The organism is Buttiauxella agrestis, from assembly GCF_900446255.1.
GTDB classification, from domain to species: Bacteria; Pseudomonadota; Gammaproteobacteria; order Enterobacterales; family Enterobacteriaceae; genus Buttiauxella; species Buttiauxella agrestis.
On the sequence record NZ_UIGI01000001.1, the window covers coordinates 4,556,267 to 4,575,588 of the forward strand.

Consider the following 19,322-nt stretch of genomic DNA (forward strand, 5'->3'; position numbering starts at 1 on the left):
TCGTTCTTGCCAATACACGTTTAATAATGCATTGAACTCTTAGATAGTCACTATTCCATGACGAAAAAATTAAAATACCACCCAATCTGTACGTCGCTTTATTATTAGCCCAGGCAACAATTTAGTTCTTTTATTCCGCCATCCTCCCTCCTGCCTAAAACCCTATAAAAAGCATGTGAATATTTCAGAAAATTCACCCCCAATACATTCGTAAATATTATGTAATAAGCCCGCCTAATACATTCATATTATGTAAACACGTTGTATCATTATCTTAATGCTACCGACGCGCTAACAGAGTGATGCACCGCTATGTCGACACAAAGAAGAGACAACCCCACCCGCCCTCGCCATCACCGTTTCGCTCTGGAGCCACGACAATTGTTCGATGGCGCAGCCGTCGCTGAGGCCGCAAGCCATGCGGATAACTCGCCAGACGCGCAGCATCACAATAATGCGCCGGACGCCTCGAAAGCGGTGATTGTGCCGCAATCAACCGCCCCTGCTCCGGCGTCTATTACCGCGCCCGCGCCTGCACCTGCTGACGCCCCTGCTCCGCACGAGGTTTATGTTGTCGACAGCCACGTGCAGAACTGGCAGTCGCTGGTCAGCCAGTTGCCAGAGGGCAGTCGCGTGCTGGTGCTGGACTCAAAGCAGTCCGGGCTTGAGCAGATTAATGACGCCCTAAAAAACGATAAAAATATCAGCGCGATTCATATCATCAGCCACGGCGCGAGCGATGAAATCACTCTCGGTAGCGACAAACTTAACGATAAAACGATTGCGCAGTATCAGCAGCAGCTAGAAAAACTGGGCGAAAAGCTCACGAGTGATGGCGATATTTTGCTGTATGGCTGCAATGTCACCGCGCAAGATACCGTGCTCATTACGCGCATGGCGGATTACACCCATGCGGATGTGGCGGCGTCGAATGACGAAACCGGCAGCGCGGCAAAAGCCGCAGACTGGACGCTTGAGTCCAGCACTGGCGTCATTGAAACGCGCTCGTTATCCCTGGCTTATGACGGGGTTTTACAAGCGCCGGAAATCACCACTCGCGTGCCGGATATGGTGGTTTCGGAGCCAAGCACACTGCGTCCGGGCGCTGAAACCGGGAGTTTCAGTGGTTTAACGCTTAACGTCAGCGATGAAAACGTCGCGATTAGCGTGAGCTTAACGAATGCTGCCGCCGGGGATTTGGTTAACGGTGCAACGTCCGGGAAAACCCTGGAATTCGTCGGGAGCGTGGCGGATGCCCAGGCCTGGCTTAACTCGCTGAAATTCACCGCCAGTGATACCGAACTGGGGCATCAGTCGGCCTCAACCGATGTGCAGTTTTTTGTCCTCACTCTTTCCGGTAACGACAGCCTGGTCACGCACATTTCGATTACGCCAGCCAACGACCCGGTCACGGTCGCCGACAGCACGCTCATCGTGCCGGAAAGAAACGGTTCGGGCACCGTGATTACTGAAGCTACGCTCGCCGCACTCGATCCTGAATTACAGATTGGCGCGCAAAGCGCATCGCAAATTGTCTACAGCCTGACGGCAATGCCACAATACGGTTATCTGACGCTCAACGGCACGCGCCTGGGCGTGGGGTCGGTGTTTACTCAGCAAAACGTGCGCGACGGTGCGCTGAAATATGTTCACACCGCGACGGGTGACACGCAAAACACCGCCGACGGGTTTTCCGCCAAAGTGAACGACGGTGCAACGCCCATCGGCCAATCCGACACCGTAAGCGTCACGCTTGAGATTGCCCCAGAAAACCAGCCGCCCACCATTAGCGGCGGGGGCATTGTGTATGAAGGCCAGCCGCAAAACGCAGCCAACACGGGGAATGTCGGGCAGTACATCGTGGCCGAAAGTGGTGGCGATACGCAGGACATCACTCTCACGCTAACCATTACTGCACTGCCCGCTCACGGCACACTTTATTTTAAGGGCGTACCGGTCACACAAGGCCAGCAGTTCAGCTATGCCGAACGCAATTTTTTGACCTATGAAAATGACGGCCAGGATAACGTAGGTACGGATTCATTCGGCGTGACCGTGACTGACGAGGGCGGTGGTACGGCTACGTCTGCCAGCAGCGATGCCATCATCAAGCTGGATATTCAACAGGTGGATGACGACCCGTTCCTTGATACCGACTCCAGCCTGCATGCCGATGTGGTGCCAGGCCCGGCTGACGTGGTGCTTACGCCCGAAATGCTCACCAGCCTGGATACCGACTCCTCGGCCGATCGTGTCAGTTTTATTGTGGATACCGCCGGGCTGACGCACGGTTATTTGACGCTCAACGGCTTGCTGTTAAAGACCGGCGACACCTTCACCATGGAAGACGTGATTGGCGGGAAAGTCGCGTATACGCAGTATCTGAATGCGCAACCGGGCGGCATCGACGTGTTTAACTTCCGCGTGATTGACCACTCCACCGCGCTGCGCTGGAACCCGGACGGCACCACATTTACCCGCCAGGGCGGGATTTGGGACGGCGAGGCGGCAAGCAGCCAATTAACCCATTTCCAGTTCACAATTGGCCTGGTGCGCCTGGCAAACAACCCGACGCCGGATAACGTCCCGCCGTGGAGTATTCCCGACAGCACCAACAGTTCAGGGTACATCGGTACGGATGTCACCAATCCCACGCTGCCGCCGCATGGTTCGATTAACGAAGGCGGCTCGCTGGTGCTGTCTGGCACCGGAAACATCTCCGACGCCACGCCGGGCATGAGTTATGTGGTGCAAGGGATTAGCCCGGATCAAATTGTGTACACCTATCTCGGGACCGATGCGGGCCAAAGCGGCCTCACCATCATGAAAAGTGATGGCAACGGCGGCATGGTCGCGGTTAACGCGTTTGGTTCTTTCACCCAGGCCGAACTGGATGCAGGCCTGGTGCGCATCGTTCATGACGGTGGCGAAAACTTCGAGTTTAATGCGCGTTTCTCCGTTTCCGCAGGGCAAGTCACGCTCGACGCCAATGGCAACCCGGTGGCAGTGACCTGGAATCCAGAGCTTAAAATTTTCGTCACTCCGGTTAACGATGCGCCCGTGATTACAGGCTCATCCAACACGGTTCTGGCAGAAGGCGAAACGGTGTATATCACCACCTCGCAGCTGAATTTAAACGACCCGGATGACGCCAATAGCGGCTCGCCGTGGGAAAACATCGCCAATATTAATGGCAGTAATAACTACGCACTCAATAACGAAGTTGTCGGAGCTAACGCCCTAAAAATTGTCTTCCAGTCGCTGCCAACCGGTGGCGTGTTGCAGTATTTCAATGGCACCAGTTGGGTCACGATCACCAGCGCCGATATCGGTACGCTAAAACTCGATGCCAGCCTGCTGAAAAACGATAACAGCAGCGGGCTGCGATTTGTCAGTAACGGATCTGAAGTCCGCAGCACCAGCTTTATTGTCTCGGCGGTGGATCGCTGGGGTACTGCGTCTGCGGCCAACGCGACGGTGGGGATTATCATCACCAACGTTAACGATGGCCCGATGATCCCGGCAACGCCTGACAGCCCGGATATCACCGTGCCGCCGGACTCGCCCAATAACATCGGCGGTCAGCCCGCCAACAACCCGGCTACGGTGGTGGAAGGCGGTTACGTCCAGCTCGACAGCTCCCAGCTTCAGGCCTACGACCCGGACAGCTCGCCCGAGCAGGTGCAATATACGGTTTCCACCGTCCCGGCTCACGGACGCCTGGCGTACTCCACCGACGGCGTGAATTTTAGCTTCCTCGGCAACGGCTCCACCTTTACCCAGGCGGACATCAACAATGGCCGTATTTACTACCTGAACAACGGCGATGAGGCAGCAGGCAGCGGTCTGAATGCCGATGGTTTTAACTTCACGCTTTCGGATGGCGACAAAGAGCAATCGGGGAATCACTTCGCGATTAATGTCACGCCGACCAACGATAAACCCACCGTCACCGCGCCTTCTGGCCCGATTGATATCGGCGGCAGCTCACACGCCGTCAACGGTTTTACCGTGGCCGACCCGGATATCGCAAGCGGTTCAAGCGCCACCAATATCCTCGAAACCACCGTGCGCTTACTGCACAGCAATGGCAGCGCCTTTAGCCAGGCCGAATACAACAACATCGTGCTGACGGCGGCGGTAAACACCGGAGCGACCGTCACAGGCGGTATCAATGGCTATCTGGTGATCACCGGAACCGTCGCCCAGATTAACGCGGCGCTGGCGGGATTGACCGTCACCTTCCCTGATGATCGCAACGCGCAATACCAGGTGCAAGTCATCACCGATGACCGCCTGCGTGATACCAACGGTAATTTAGACGGGGCGGCTAACGGCGGCCCGGTAAACCAGCCTGCGACTCCGGCATTCGGCACCCCGCCCGGCGCGGTTGATGGCACCACTTACAACTGGTATCTGGCTGGCGTTCCCGCCAGTAACGGCAACATCTCCGCTAATCAGGTGGTGATTAACGCCTCCGAAACCAATGACCCTGGCACCCTGGTGGTCGGTAACACCGACAAAACCACCTTTGAAGATCAGCCGACGATTATCGGGGGTGATATCACCATCGCGGATGACGAGTCAGCGGCTTTCGGCAAAAACGTGACCGTGACGTTGACCGTCGCCCAGGGCCAGCTGGGGATTGCAGGCGCAGATGACAACAGCGGTTTTATTATCGATGGCGTCACGATTACGGGCGATAACAGCGGGCAACTCGTGCTAACCGGCACCGCCAGCGCCATTCAGGCGTTGCTCAATGACCCGACCCGTGGCCTGACTTACCTCAGCGATAAAGATGCCAACCACGATCAAAACGCGGCGGCGGCAGGCGATGTGACGCTCAATATTCATCTGGATACCTCGGCGTCTAGCGTCGGGAACACTATCAGCGCAGTACCAGCAGATGTGCAAATCGCCATTACCATTACGCCGGTGAACGATGCGCCAACCGTGACCGCGCCAACAGACACGATTCTGCTTGATAACAACGCGCCCGGTGGCAACAGCGTCGGCGGTTTTGTGATAAGCGACCCGGATGTTTCGGATGCGGGCGGCATTGCGACAGGCGAACAAAATATCGTGCAGGTGACCGTTCGCATCACCGATCAAAACGGCAACCCATTCCTGGTTGGGCAGTATCGCGACCAGCAAAACTCAGCGGTGAATATCTCCTCGCTGAACACCACCTCGGGTGTGACGGTGCAATCCACCAGCCCGGATGGCATCAACCCGCCGGCAAATGGCGTGAATGCGCCGCTGGTGATCACCGGTACCATCGACCAAATCAATGCTTATCTCGCGCAATTGCAGGTGAGAATGAGCGGCATCGAGGTGGATGATGCTGACCAGTATTTCCGCGTCGAAGTGATTGTTGATGACCGCATGCGCGATGCAAACGGCAGACTGACGACCGGTGCCAACGGTGGGGATAATGCCAATCCTACAGGCGATGGGACTTCACCCGTTCCGACTACTGATACCAGCCCTTACGCTAAAGTCCCAACCGGGCTTGAGCTAAACGTTGCCACCACGTATCGCACCGTTTTCCAAAGCAGTATCAACGACCCGGCGCATATCGATCTGGGCGGCAGCCCGGTGCTTAACACCGATGAAAACAACGCCACGGTCACGCTGCCACCGATCACCCTCAGCGATGTGGATGCGGGCAGCCAGACCATGACGGTGACGGTTAAGCTGCCGAACGGATTTACCTTTGTCGCGCCAACCGGCAGCGGCGGCACCGTCACCGGAGCAGGCACCGACACGCTGACGTTTACCGGCTCATATGCGCAAATTAATACTTACCTCGCGGGGCTAAAAGTCTCGCTGCCTGACGTACCTGGCAGTGCCGCGGCGTCGGACTGGAACGGCAATTTTGGCGTGACGGTGGCGGTCAACGATGGCGGTAACTCCGGTTCGCGCCCGGGGACATTACCCAATATGACCGATCCTAATTCCGACCCAGGCCAGGTCGAATACGAAGATGGCCCTGGCGGCACCTCGTCGGCACTGATCACAACGCGCACCTTTACCTTCACGGTCAATCCGGTGAATGACGCGCCCGTGGTCGTCGGCACGCCGACGGTGACAATCCCGACGCTCGAAGAGGACACGCTCGGGAGTTCAGTTAGCGGTCAAAGCGTTAACAGCCTGTTTAGCGGATTCTTCAACGACCAGCACGACACCGTGGATAACAGCACCAATGGCGGCGCGGGCGGCTCCCTGGCGGATAACTTCTACGGCGTGGCTATCACGCAATTAACCACCAACGCCGCTCAGGGCGAATGGCAGTATTCGCTCGATGGCGTGAACTGGCTTGCCGTGGGCAACCGCAGCGACAGTAACGCGTTAATCCTGACGGCCAGTTCGTCACTACGCTTTGTGCCTGCGCCAAACTATTTTGGCAACCCGGCAACGCTGGGTGTCCGGCTGGTAGAAACCAACGCCAACGGCGATATATCTTCCACGCCGACGGTTCTTCCCAACGGCAGCGTCACCGATATCAACACCACGGGCGGGCATGGCGGCACCTCAATCTACAGTGAAACCGTCATCACCCTCAGCACCGTCGTCACCAACATTAACGACCGCCCAACGCTGGGTGATAAAACGCTGACTATCGCCGAAGACACCAACGGCACGCAGACGGTCGGGCAACTTTTCCAGTCGGTTTATGGTGATGCCACCGATAACCAGACCGCGATTGCAGGCGGCGGAAACGCCAGCGGCGCCCTGAGTTACATCGCGATTTACGCCAATGACACCGATGCCAGCAAAGGCCAATGGCAATATTTTGATGGCACCACCTGGCAGGCGATCCCGTCCGATCTGGGTGAGAACCGCGCCTTTGTGCTCGCCAGCACCACGCAGATGCGCTTTGTGCCGACCGCCGATTACAACGGTTCAGTCAGCGGCGGCCTGCATTTGCGCGCCTCCGACACCACCGACACCACCGCCAACGGGATCTTTAGCGGTCGGGTGAATTTCTTCGATTTTGCTCGCGATAACGACCCGACTTCGCACTGGTCAAATACCGCGACGCTGGGTGTGAACATTACGGCAGTGGCTGACGCGAACAACGACAGCTTCACCACTCACGCCAATGTGCCGCTGATTAAAAATGCCAGCGACCTGCTGGCTAACGACTCGTTTACCAACGCGGATAAAACCGTTACCACGGTGACGCAACCGACAAACGGCACGCTGACTTACGTCGGCGGCGTGCTGACGTATACGCCAAACCAGGGCTTTGTCGGCACCGATTCTTACACCTACACCGTCACCAGCGGCGGCGTAACGGAACAGGCAACGGTGACAATTAATGTCACCAACCAGGCGCCGATTGTTGCCAACGAAAACCAGACGCTTAACGAAGATACGTCGGCCTCGGGCAACGTATTAACCAATGACCGCGACCCGGATGGCGCCGTCGATACCCTCACGGTGAAAACCTTCACCGTTGAGGGGCAAACCTACACCGCGGGCACCACCGTGACGCTGGCAGACAGCCACGGAACCCTGACCGTTAATGCTAATGGGACGTACAACTACACCCCAGGCGGCGACTGGCACGGCGATATTCTGGTGAGCTATGTCGTGACCGACGGCAACATGAACGGTGACAAAACCGCGACGTTAGGGCTGCACATTGCCGCCGTAGACGATGCGATCGATAACATCGAAAAAGAGCATACCGGCACCGTCATTACGACCGATGTGCTGGCAAACGATAGCTTTATAAACTCGGATCGGGCCGTCACCGATTTCAGCCAGGGTACGCACGGCACCGTGACTCGCGGCCCCGGTAACTCGCTGATTTACACCCCGACGCCGGGCTATGTCGGCCAGGACAAATATACCTATACCGTCACCAGCGGCGGCGTTACCGAAACCGCCACGGTGTTTATTCTGCTGACCAACACACCGCCCACGCCGACCAAACAGTTAGCGTCAACGCCGGAAGATACGGCGCTCAATGGCGACGTGCTGCATACCATTGTTGACCCCGATAACGACCCGTTGCACGTGACCGATTTCCAGATTGCGGGAATCACAGGAACATTCCAGGCGGGCGATAGCGTCGTTATTGCCGATAAAGGCACCTTTATCCTGCGCGCCAATGGCACTTACACCTTCGTGCCGATTGCCGACTGGAACGGCAAAGTGCCGATTATCACGTTTAGCGTGTCGGATAATACCTTCGACCCGCCGACCCAAAGCACCCTGGAAATCACCGTCACGCAGGTTCAAGACGCCGTGAATGACTCGGTATCCACGCATGCCGGGACACCTGTCACCATTAACGCGCTAAACAACGACCGTTTCAGTAATGCCGACGCCACCATCACCGGCACCGGTGTGCCTGCGCATGGTTCGGTGAGTATTGTGAATAACCAACTGGTTTATACGCCGGATGCGGGTTATGTCGGCGAAGATTCCTTCACCTACACCGTCACCAGCGGCGGCGTCACTGAAATCGCGACGGTCACGGTCACGATGACCAACGCCGCGCCGACGGTGCCGAATGTGTATATCACCACCACGGAAGACCGCCCGATCCTCGACACCCTGCTTGGCGGTGCGACGGATGGCGACAACGATAATCTGAGCATTGTTAAATTCACGATTAACGGCACCGATTACGCGGCGGGATTGACCCCGGTTGATATCCCCGGCATGGGCCGAATCACCATCACCCAGGAAGGGCTGTATTTATTTACCCCGCTCGCTGACTGGAATGGCATCGTGCCGCCAATAAACTACACCGTGAGTGACGGCAACCAGGGCGGCGAAGTCAGCAGCACGCTGGTGATTACCGTGACGCCCGTGGTGGATATTCAGGCAGACCAGGCCAGCACGCACTCTGATGACGCCGTCATTATTAACGTATTAGCCAATGACACCTTCACCAACGCCGACCGCCAGGTCTCGGTTTCCGGGATCAGTGCGCAAGGCGGCAGGCTGGAAGTGCTGTCGGATAACACGGTGCGTTACTCGCCACCTGCGGGCTACTCGGGGCGCGATAGCTTCACCTATACCGTCACCAGCGGCGGCATAACTGAAACCACAATTGTCTCGATTCTGGTCACGAACACGTCACCACTGAGCGGCAATATGCAGCTCGTCATGAACGAAGACGGCGCACCGCTTACCGGCCTTTTGAATGTGACCGATCCGGATAACGACGTATTGCGAGTGACGTCATTCCAGATTGACGGCATAACCACGCCATTCACGGTGCCGGATAACGGTGTTCCCGTCAGCGCTGACATTGCAGGTGTCGGGGTCTTCACCCTGACGTCTGACCTGAAATATACCTTCAAGCCGGTCGCCGACTGGAATGGCATCGTGCCGCAAATTAGCTACACCGTGACGGATGACAACGGCGGCGCGATCGTGGTCGGTAAAATCGACATCGCGGTAAACCCGGTGAAGGATATCGCCGATGACTACGTGACGATGCACGCCGGAACCAGCGCGACGACGGACGTGTTTGCCAACGACACGTTCGTCAACCCGGACAAGGAAATCAGCGACTTAGGCACCGCCAAATTTGGCACCGTTAAATTAAGCCCTGACGGCAAAAGTATTGTCTACACGCCAGCGCCTGCATTTGTCGGCAACGACAGTTACACCTACACCGTCACCAGCGGTGGCATTACCGAAACTGCCACGGTGTACATCACCGTCACCAACGCCCCTCCGGTGGCGCAGCCTGATGTCAATGCAGGTGACGAAGACACGACCCTCGCCGGGAACGTCTTAACCAACGATACCGACGCCGATAACCTCCCCGCCGTTCAGGACACGCTGACCGTCACAGGCTTCACCCTGGCTGGCGATTCGCTTTCTCGCGTGGTCGGCAGCCCGGTATTTATCTCCGGGCAAGGGCAATTTACCCTCAACGCGGATGGCACCTACACGTTTGTTCCGGTCAAAGACTGGAATGGCACGCTGCCGGTGATTACCTACCAGATTAGCGACGGGCGAAACGGCGGCACCAGCAGCAGCACTCTGACGCTGACCGTCACGCCAGTGCAGGACATCGCCCGCGACAGCGCCACCACACACGCCGGAACGCCCGTCGTCATTGACGTTCTGGCCAACGACACCTTTGAAAATAGCGACCATCAGATAACCGCCACCACCAACGGCCTGCACGGCACCACAACGATTGTGAACGGGAAAGTGGTTTACACCCCGGTCGCGGGTTTTGTGGGAACCGATATCTTTGGCTACACCGTGACCAGCGGCGGCGTGCGTGAAACCACCTTTGTCACCGTCAACATTACCAACACCGCGTCACAGGCGGCTGACGACAGCAACGCCACGCCAGAAGATGGCATGGCGAGCGGCAATGTGCTGACCAACGATAGCGATGCTGATAACGACAAACTGACCCTCACCGGCTTTACCGTGGATGGCACGACGATTTACTCGGCGGGCGGCGCGCTCAACATCCCCAATATGGGCGTGTTGGTCATGCAGGCGGACGGCAACTGGACGTTCACCCCGGTCGCCGACTGGAATGGCACTTTGCCGGAAGTGACGTATTTCGTCAGCGATGGCAATAATGGCGGCGAATCCGAAGCCAAACTACGGGTCATCATCACGTCGGTAAAAGATGCCTTTGACGATAACGTCACGGTACACGGCAACACTTCCGTGACCACCGATGTCTTCGCCAACGACACTTTCGCCAACGGCGATAAAATTATTCAGAGCGTGACCCAGGGTAGCCACGGCACGGTGAGCATCGTCAACGGCAAAATCACCTACACGCCGAACGTGGGGTATGTCGGTGCCGACACTTATACCTACACCGTACTGAGCGGCGGAATTATCGAAAGGGCGACGGTTAACGTCACGGTGGAAAACACCCTGCCCGTGACGCGCCCGGATCTCAACATTACGCCGGAAGATAATGTCGTCAGCGGCAACGTGCTGAATAACGACACCGATCCCGACGGCGACCCGCTCACCGTCACGCAATTTAGCGTCGGCGGGCAAACTGCGCCTGCGGGATATCCGGTGATTATCGCGGGCGTGGGGGAATTTACCTTACGCAGCGACGGCAGTTACACGCTAACCCCTATTGCCGACTGGAACGGCGTGGTGCCCACCGTCACTTACACCGTTAACGATGCGCTGATTGGCGGCACCTCGACCGGCACGCTGAATATCATTATTTCGCCAGTGGCCGATATTAATGCCGACGACTCCACCGTCCACGCCGGAAACGCGGTGACGACGGATGTCCTCGCCAACGATAACTTCGAGAACCCGAACGCCATCATCACCGCCGTGACCAACGGTGAAAACGGCAGCGCCGTATTACAACCAGACGGGCAGATAACCTATACGCCGCGCGCGGGTTTTGTCGGCACCGATACCTACACCTACACCGTGACCAGCGGCGGCGTCACTGAAACCACCACCGTCACCGTTCATGTCATTAACAGCGCGCCCGTCGTCAGCCCGGAAGGGGTCATTACTCCGCAAGGGGACGCGGTTTCCGGCAACGTGTTAACCAACGATTCGGACCCGGACGGCGACCCGATTCATCTGTCCAGCTTCCAGTTTGGCGGCCAACGTTACGCCGCGGGCGAAACCGCTGTGCTGGCGGGCGTTGGTAGCCTGACGGTACTGCGCGACGGCAGTTACACCTTTACGCCAGTGAGCAGCAAATTCGGCTTCGTTCCGCCCGTTTCCTACACCGTGAGCGATGGCAATGAAGGGGGCGAAACCAACGGCACATTGCGCATTCTGGTTGCGCCGTCGGTGGAAATTCAGGTCAGAGAGTCTGGCCTGACGCCGCTTGACCCAGGCGCTCAGGAAGTCAGCGGCACGCTGGATGTGCTGTCGCTGGATAAACTGCGCACCCTCACCTTCCAGGGGCGGGTGATCACCGCCGAGCAGCTTTTGCAGCTCAATCCGCTGTCGCCAATCACTATCGAAACCGTGACCGGCACCATCACGCTGCTGGCGTATTACAGCCCGGCCGACGGCGAAGGCCGCATTGATTACCGCTTCACCCTGCGCGGAGCGGTGTCGCAGCCTGGGTTTGTCAGCACGCACAACGATTACGCCGTGCAGGTCAACGGAGCCACCATCGGCCAGTTGCGCATCACGGTGTTTAACGATTCGCCAACCGCCACCGATGACAACGCCGAAATCTTGCAGGACCAGGGCCAGGAATCGGCCAGCGGCAACCTGTTTAACGATGACCGTATCGGGGCGGATGGGGCGGCAAGCAATGGGCCAGTCACCGGCGTCAGCTCTGAAAACACCGGTAGCACGGGCATCATTGGCGGCAATACCTCCGGGCAATACGGCACGCTGACGCTCGACAACCAGGGCAACTGGCGTTACCAGGTGAACAGCAGCGACCCGCGTGTGGCAGCCCTTGAAGCCAATGCGTCGTTGAGCGAAGTGTTCGTTTACACCATCACCGACAGCGACGGGAACACAAGCGAAGCGCGTCTGACCATTTTGATTCATGGCATCACCGCCATGCCAAACACCGACAACCGGGACGGCGACCAGATTTTCGGTCGCGAAGAAGAGGAATTGCTGCCGCCTTATAGCCAAAGCTACGAGCCGGGCTTGTTTATTCTGCCGTTGGTCTATGATTTACAAAGCGATTCAGTGGGTCTGCAAACTCGCCTTAACAGCCGGTTTGCCGCCTACGGTTATGGCATCGAACATGCCAATGCGCCGGTCATGCAACAGGCGGTGCTGTTCTCGCGTTGGTACAACGACACGCGTGAACAACGCACGCTGCCAGGCCTTGAAAGCAACGGTCTGGGGCAAAACTCGCTGGGGAACTCATTTGGCCCATTCGCCGTAGGGCAGCCTGAAAAAGCCGTTGAACCACCCGTTGAACAAACCATTGAACAACCTCCGGTTATCGCACTGGGGGCACAACCGCTCACGGCGCAGCTCGCGGCTTTAGAGAAACACACTTTGGCATCTGGAAAACACATTGCGGTCCCGACAATGACTCGCCGGTAAAGGCTTTAAGATGGAAATAACAACGATGAACGCATACGTGATAACTGAACAAAAAAAACGTGGCGTGCCGTTAGTCAAACCTGTTGCCGGGTTGATTGCGGTGCTGATTTTGGCAGGCTGTGGCACCATTAAACCGGAACCGCTCTCTCAGGATGAAATAACCGCGCGAGTGAATCGTGACCGGGCAGAAATGTACCGTGGGCAGGAAGCACTCAGCGGCCCCATGACGTTGTCCGACGCCATGGCGCGCGCGTTGAAATACAACCTCGACTACCGTCTGAAAATGATGGAAACCGCGCTGTCGCGCAGTTTGCTGGATGTTTCGCAACAAGACATGCTGCCCAAACTGATGGCAGATGCGGGCTATCGCTGGCGCAATAACGACTCCGGCGGCACCAGCGTCGGCATCGATGACGGGCTGGTCAGCTTGCGTCCGTCCACGTCCGAAGAGCGCGAACATTATCTTTCCAGCGCCACCTTCTCCTGGGATTTGCTCGATTTCGGGATGAGCTACTTCCGCGCCAAACAGCAGGCCGATGAAGTCAACATTGCCGAAGAACGCCGCCGTAAAGTGCTGCAAAACATCGTCCAGGAAGTGCGTGATGCCTACTGGCGTGCGCTGGGTGCGCAGCGTTTACTCGACGAAACTCAACCGCTGGCCGAGCAAATTGCCCAGGCGCTGGATAAAACGCGTGAGGCCGAACAGGCCGGGATCCTGCCGCCAATCGAAGGGCTGGAATATCAACGCGCCCTGCTGGATGCCATGACCTTGCTGAACCAGAAGCGCCAGCAAATGGAGCTGGCGAAAAGCGAGCTGACGGCGCTTATCAACTTGCCGCCAGGCACGCCGCTGGTGTTGCAGGACACGCCAACACCGCTGGCTCCGGCACCGACAAATATCGATAAACTTGAGCAAATGGCGCTCGAACGACGCCCTGAGCTGCGCGAAGAAGATTACAAAACGCGTATCGACAGTTACGAAACCAAGCGCCAGATCGCCTCATTGTTCCCGAGCCTGAACTTGTTCGCCGGGCTGAATTACGACTCTAACGATTATCTCTACAACAATGACTGGATTGAAGGCGGCGTGGGTGTCTCGATGAACCTGTTTAAACTGCTGAGTATTCCGGCCATCAGTAACGCCAGCGATGCCCGCGCTCAAACCGACGACGCTCGCCGTATGGCGCTGAGTATGGCGGTTCTGACCCAGGTGCGTGTAGCAACCGAGCGCTACAAACTCGCCTCGTATGACTTCCAGATTGCCGAGCAATCCGCGCAGGTGGACCAACGCCTGGCGAGTATTTCCCGCGCCGGATCTGACAACTCGCTGACCAGTGACCTCGAAACATTGCGTACTCAGGCGCGTTCGATTGTGTCGCGCTTCCAGGAAGCCTCATCGTATGCCGAAGCCCAGGCCGCTTACGGGCGCGTACTGAACTCCGTGGGGATTGACTTACTGCCGGATCAGGTCGCAAAAACCGACGTTGCCAGCTTATCGCGACAAATCGCCACCAGTTTGCGCCAGCAAGAGAGCAGCGTGTTTGCGCGTACCGCAGGCATCAGCGTGGAAAAACATCCGATTGCGATTCAGATTACGCGCGTGCCGTCCGGCGTGTCGCGTGGTGCTGTCGAACAGTCGGTTGGCCGTGTGATTGAAGCCAATCACCTGTCGCTGGAACCGTCGCCAAACAGCCTAAATCTGCAAATGAGCTTTAGCACCGGAGCCAGCAGCGGCACGCGCAAAGGCGTGTGGACGATGCGCGTGAAAGATGCGACCGGAGCCGAAGTGCTGACGCGCCAGTACACCAGTTATCTGCCAAACGAAACCAGCACACGTTCCATTACCGCCCTGGCAGAAGCCGCGACGTTATCCATTACCAGTGATTTGCAGAGGCTCGCAGGAGCACCCCCTGTTCTGACCGCGACGCCATGAGGCTTTTATGAATACAAAAACAATGGTGGATGACGCTACGCTTATCCACCCTACAAAACATGCGAATCATTTTCGTCCGGTGAATACATCCTTGAATGGTCTTCGTAGGTCGGATAAGCGCAGCGCCATCCGACAAAAATTTATCGCCGGGTTAATCTGCGCCCTTTCCTGCCTGGCTGTTCCTGCGTTTGCCCAGGACGGTAACACCCAGGTGCGCTTCCTGGTACTCGCCAACCGCGAAAGCCCACTTTCCAGCGTGGTTCCCGGACGCATGGCGAAAATCAACGTGCAGCTCGGCGATTCGGTCACGCAAAACAAAGTGCTGGCGACCATGGACTGTAGCGATTTGGTGGCGCGTAAAAATGCCGCCGAAGCGGAATATCACGCCGCGCAATTGCGTTACGAAGCCAAAGCAAAACTGCAAGGTTTGCAGTCTGCCGCCGCACTGGAAGTGGGTTTAGCCGCCTCCGAAGTGAACCGTACCAAAGGCCAGATGGGAATTTTTGACGCCCAACTGGCGCAGTGCAAATTCATCTCGCCGTTTAACGGACGGGTGGCGAAAATCTACGTCAAAGAAGGTCAGGGCATTGGGGCGGGAGCACCGGTGATTGATCTCGTCGGCAGCGGCACATTGCGCGCGCGTTTAAACGTGCCATCAAACTGGGTGGCGTGGCTGAAAATTGGCTCGCAGCTGAATGCCTCGGTCGGCGAAACGGGCAAACAATATCCGCTCACCGTGACCAACATCAGCGGCAAAGTGGACGCCGTCAGCCAGACCATCGAAATCGAAACCCGCTTCCCGGAAAAAACGGACGACGTGCTGCCAGGGATGAGCGGGCAAGCCGTGGCAATTTGCCCGCCGGATGAAAACCGTTGCCTGAAAAGCGGAGCTGCAAATTCGTGACTTCCCCAACAGCCTTCTACCAGCTTGCTGCAAGGGTAGAAGCGATAAGCCACTCCACAGAGTTAGGCTTCGCGATATGTAATGAAACACGCCAACTGGTGGAATATCGCCAGGCGGCGCTGCTGTCCCTCAGTGCAGCAAACCGCGCAAAACTGGTTGCCCATTCCGGGTTAAGCGATACCGATAACAACACGCCGTACGCCTTGTGGCTGGCGGATGTGGCCAAAGAAATCGCCCCCCATTGCCGGGCGCTGCCGCCCGAAGCCCGCGTGCTGGCACTGGCACCGGCACAACTCAGTGAACCCCTCGCCCACCAGTGGAGCGAATGGCTGCCGCCGCACGTTTGGGTGCTGCCGTTAACCGGTGCCGACGGCGAAATTCACGCGCTGTGGTTTTTAGGGCGCGATGAAGCCTGGCCGACCTCGCTTGCCCCGGATTCACCGGAATTTGCGCTACTGCAACTGAGCGGTTTATACGGATACGCCTGGTGGGCGTTGACCGCAAAACCCTCGCGCTTCCGACAATTCTGGCAGCGTAATACCGGGCGGCGTCTGGCTTATATCCTGCTGGCGATTGTGCTGGTGATGTGTATTCCAGTGCGGGAATACACGCTGGTTCCCGCTGAAATTATCTCGCTACAAAGTGAAGTGATTGCCGCCCCGGATTCCGGCGTGATTCAACGCATGGTGGTTTTGCCTAACAGCGATGTGAAGAAAGGCCAGGTGCTGGCGACGCTTGACGACACCACGCTGCACAACCGTCTTGCAGTGGCGCAGGCGGAACTGGAAACCGCGGAAACCACGCTGCATCAGGCTTCGCAACAAGCCATTGAAGATCAGCAGGCGAAATCAGAACTGGCGATGGCAGAAGGCAAATATCGCGAGAAAAAAGTCGAAGTCGAGTCGATAAAACGCGATCTGGCAAAACTGACGATTCGCGCCCCCGGCAACGGCGTGTTTGTCTATTCCGACCCGGATGACTGGGCTGGCCGCCCGGTACAGACCGGCGAGCGCATTGGTTTACTGGCCGATCCGAACAATTTAGGCGTTCGCGCCTGGGCGCCGGTGAGCGAGTCCACCAACCTTGATCACGGTGCGCCGATGAAAGTGTTTTTGAAAGTCGCGCCGCTGGACTCGTTTACCGCGAAACTGGATTACGCGGGCTATCAAACCGTCGAAGCGCCGAACGGCATCGCCAGTTATCTGCTGCGCGGCACGCTTGATGGCAAACCGGCTGTGGCGCGTATCGGCTTGCAGGGGACGGCTCGCGTGACGGGCGACTGGGCGCTGCTCGGTTACTTGCTGCTGCGCCGCCCCATCGCCACATTACGTGCCGGGAGCGGCTGGTGATCAACGCCGCTGCCACCGCTCCACCGTGGCCCGCGCTGCGCGATGAACTGCGCCTCAACAGCGCGGGCAGCAACCGCGACGGTTCCCCGGCGTGGCATTTATCAGACCCGGTGCGAAACCTGTTTTTCCGTCTCGGCTGGCTGGAAATTGAAATTCTTAAGCGCTGGCAATTAGCCGATGCAGGGAAGATCGCGCAGGCGATTAATCAGCAAACCACGCTGAATGTCGAAGAAGACGATATCAAAGCCTTTGTGCTGTTTTTGCAGCAACAGCAACTGCTGCGCACCGCCCGTTTTCGCCCGGCATCTTCGGCGTGGAAATGGCTGCTGCACAGCTATTTGTTTATCCGCATTCCGCTGGTTCACCCGGAAAAAGCCCTGCGCAAAGCGCTGCCGTGGGTGCAACCGCTGTTCAGCAAAACCTTTCTTTGGCTGACGCTGTTTGTGGCAATTACCGGTATTGTGCTGGCGGCTCGCCAATGGGATACCGTCGTCGCCACGCTGCATAATTCGGTGAACTGGCACGGTGCCGTAGCGTTTGCCATCGCGCTGGTATTTTCCAAATGCTGGCACGAAATGGGCCACGCGCTGACCGCCACAAAGCATGGCGTGCGGGTCGGGCATATGGGCGTCGCACTGTTGGTGATGTTGCCGATGGCCTACACCGACACCGGCGAAAGCTGGAAACTGATTCGTTCGCGCGACCGGCTAAAAATCGCCGCCGCCGGGATTGTTTCTGAGCTGGTGCTGGCGGCGTGGGCGACGTTGCTGTGGTCATTCGCCCCCGAAGGCAGCGTGAAAAACGCGCTGTTTTTCCTCGCCACCACCGCGTGGATTATGACGGTGGTGGTCAACGCCAGCCCGTTTATGCGCTTCGATGGCTACTACATTCTGAGCGATATTCTCGACTTTCCAGGCCTCCACGAGCGCGCCGGAAACTGGGCGAAACGGGCGATGCGCTGGCATTTGTTTGGCATCAACGACCCAAAGCCCGATAACGTCACTCCGGCCTTCGCCCGCTTTCTGACGGTATTTGCTTTCGCGACCTGGATTTACCGCCTGCTACTGTTTATCGGCATCGCGGTGTTGGTCTATCACGCCTTCTTTAAGGCGCTGGGCGTAGTGCTGTTTTTAATAGAGATTGTGACTTTTGTGGTGCAGCCGATGATCAGAGAAATCAAAACTATTTGGGCGCGTCGGCAGGAAAGCCAGCCGTTTTATCGCCGCAGATTACTGTTGATTACCGCCGTCGTGTTGCTGGCCATTTTTGTGCCGTGGTCGAATAAAGTGAGCCTGCCGGGCGTGATTGAAGCCGGTTTTGTGCAGCCGATTTATACGCCTTACAGCGCAAAACTTGAGAAGGTTTTTGTCACCGACGGGCAAGAAGTGAAAGCCGGGCAACCGCTGTTTGAGTTGATAGCCCCGCTGCCGGAAACGTCGCAGCGCAAGGCCGAAGAGATGCGCCGAGCCTGGGAATTCAGCGCGCGGGGTGCGTTGGGTCTGGATAAAGACGGCCCGGCAAAACAGGTGCTGGCAGACCAAATGGCACGCCAGTATTCGCTCCAGCAAAGTGCGGGCAACAGCGAATTGCTGCGTCTGCGGCTGGTGGCGGCGTCTGCGGGAAGGATTGAAGACCGTGATTTATCGTTGCAGCCTGGAAGCTGGGTTTCGCCAACGTCGCACATCGCGACCCTGGTGAATGCCGATCGTTGGCGAGTGAAAGCGCTGGTGGGCGAGGAAGATCTGGCGCGATTACGGGTGGGTTCACCCGCCAAAATTTATCAGAACGGTGAATGGCATCCGCTTATCGGGCGTGTGGTTTCTATCGATCATAACGTGGTGACGCGCCTGCCCTCGCTGCTGCTGGCTAAAGATCATGGCGGGCCGGTGCAGCTTAACCCGACGGCTCAGGCAAAAGATCTGCGTCCGCAAGGCGTGTGGTATCGCGTGTCGATTGAAGGTGACGGGAAAACGACGCAGCTAAATCGGGAGAATCTCGCCGAAATCTCAGTTGAGAGCCAACGCCAGAGTCTCGCGCATCGCTGGTTTAATAGCGTGTCATTGATGTTAATTCAGCAGACGGGAATGGGGAAAGACGGGTAAAGTCAGCCCCTCTTTGC

Annotated in this window: 5 protein-coding genes; all 5 read left to right on the forward strand. The window is 57.3% G+C overall.

All coding sequences use genetic code 11. From position 1 onward, the window contains the following. The first annotated feature begins 312 nt into the window (after positions 1-312). From DY231_RS21620 to DY231_RS21640, 5 genes are read left to right on the forward strand one after another with little or no spacing between them, the layout of a single operon-like run. Positions 313-13,017 carry a cadherin-like domain-containing protein gene (locus DY231_RS21620; RefSeq protein ID WP_115631485.1) on the forward strand — a complete coding sequence of 4,235 codons (12,705 nt, stop codon included), beginning with the start codon at positions 313-315 and terminating at the stop codon, positions 13,015-13,017. Between the two features lie 10 nt (positions 13,018-13,027). Continuing rightward, entirely contained in the window at positions 13,028-14,950 is a 1,923-nt protein-coding gene (locus tag DY231_RS21625; protein WP_256682691.1) for a TolC family protein, read from the forward strand. Positions 14,951-14,957: 7 nt separating this feature from the next. Next, entirely contained in the window at positions 14,958-15,854 is an 897-nt protein-coding gene (locus DY231_RS21630; RefSeq protein WP_256682692.1) for an efflux RND transporter periplasmic adaptor subunit, read from the forward strand. Next, a complete protein-coding gene (locus tag DY231_RS21635) occupies positions 15,851-17,203 on the forward strand; it encodes an efflux RND transporter periplasmic adaptor subunit (RefSeq protein ID WP_115631487.1) in 1,353 nt (450 codons plus the stop codon). Before DY231_RS21630 ends, DY231_RS21635 begins: the two co-directional genes overlap by 4 nt. Next, positions 17,200-19,305 (forward strand): site-2 protease family protein, encoded by a 2,106-nt coding sequence (locus DY231_RS21640; RefSeq protein ID WP_256682693.1) that lies wholly within the window; start codon positions 17,200-17,202, stop codon positions 19,303-19,305. The genes DY231_RS21635 and DY231_RS21640 overlap by 4 nt, the downstream gene beginning before the upstream one ends. Positions 19,306-19,322: the final 17 nt, after the last annotated feature.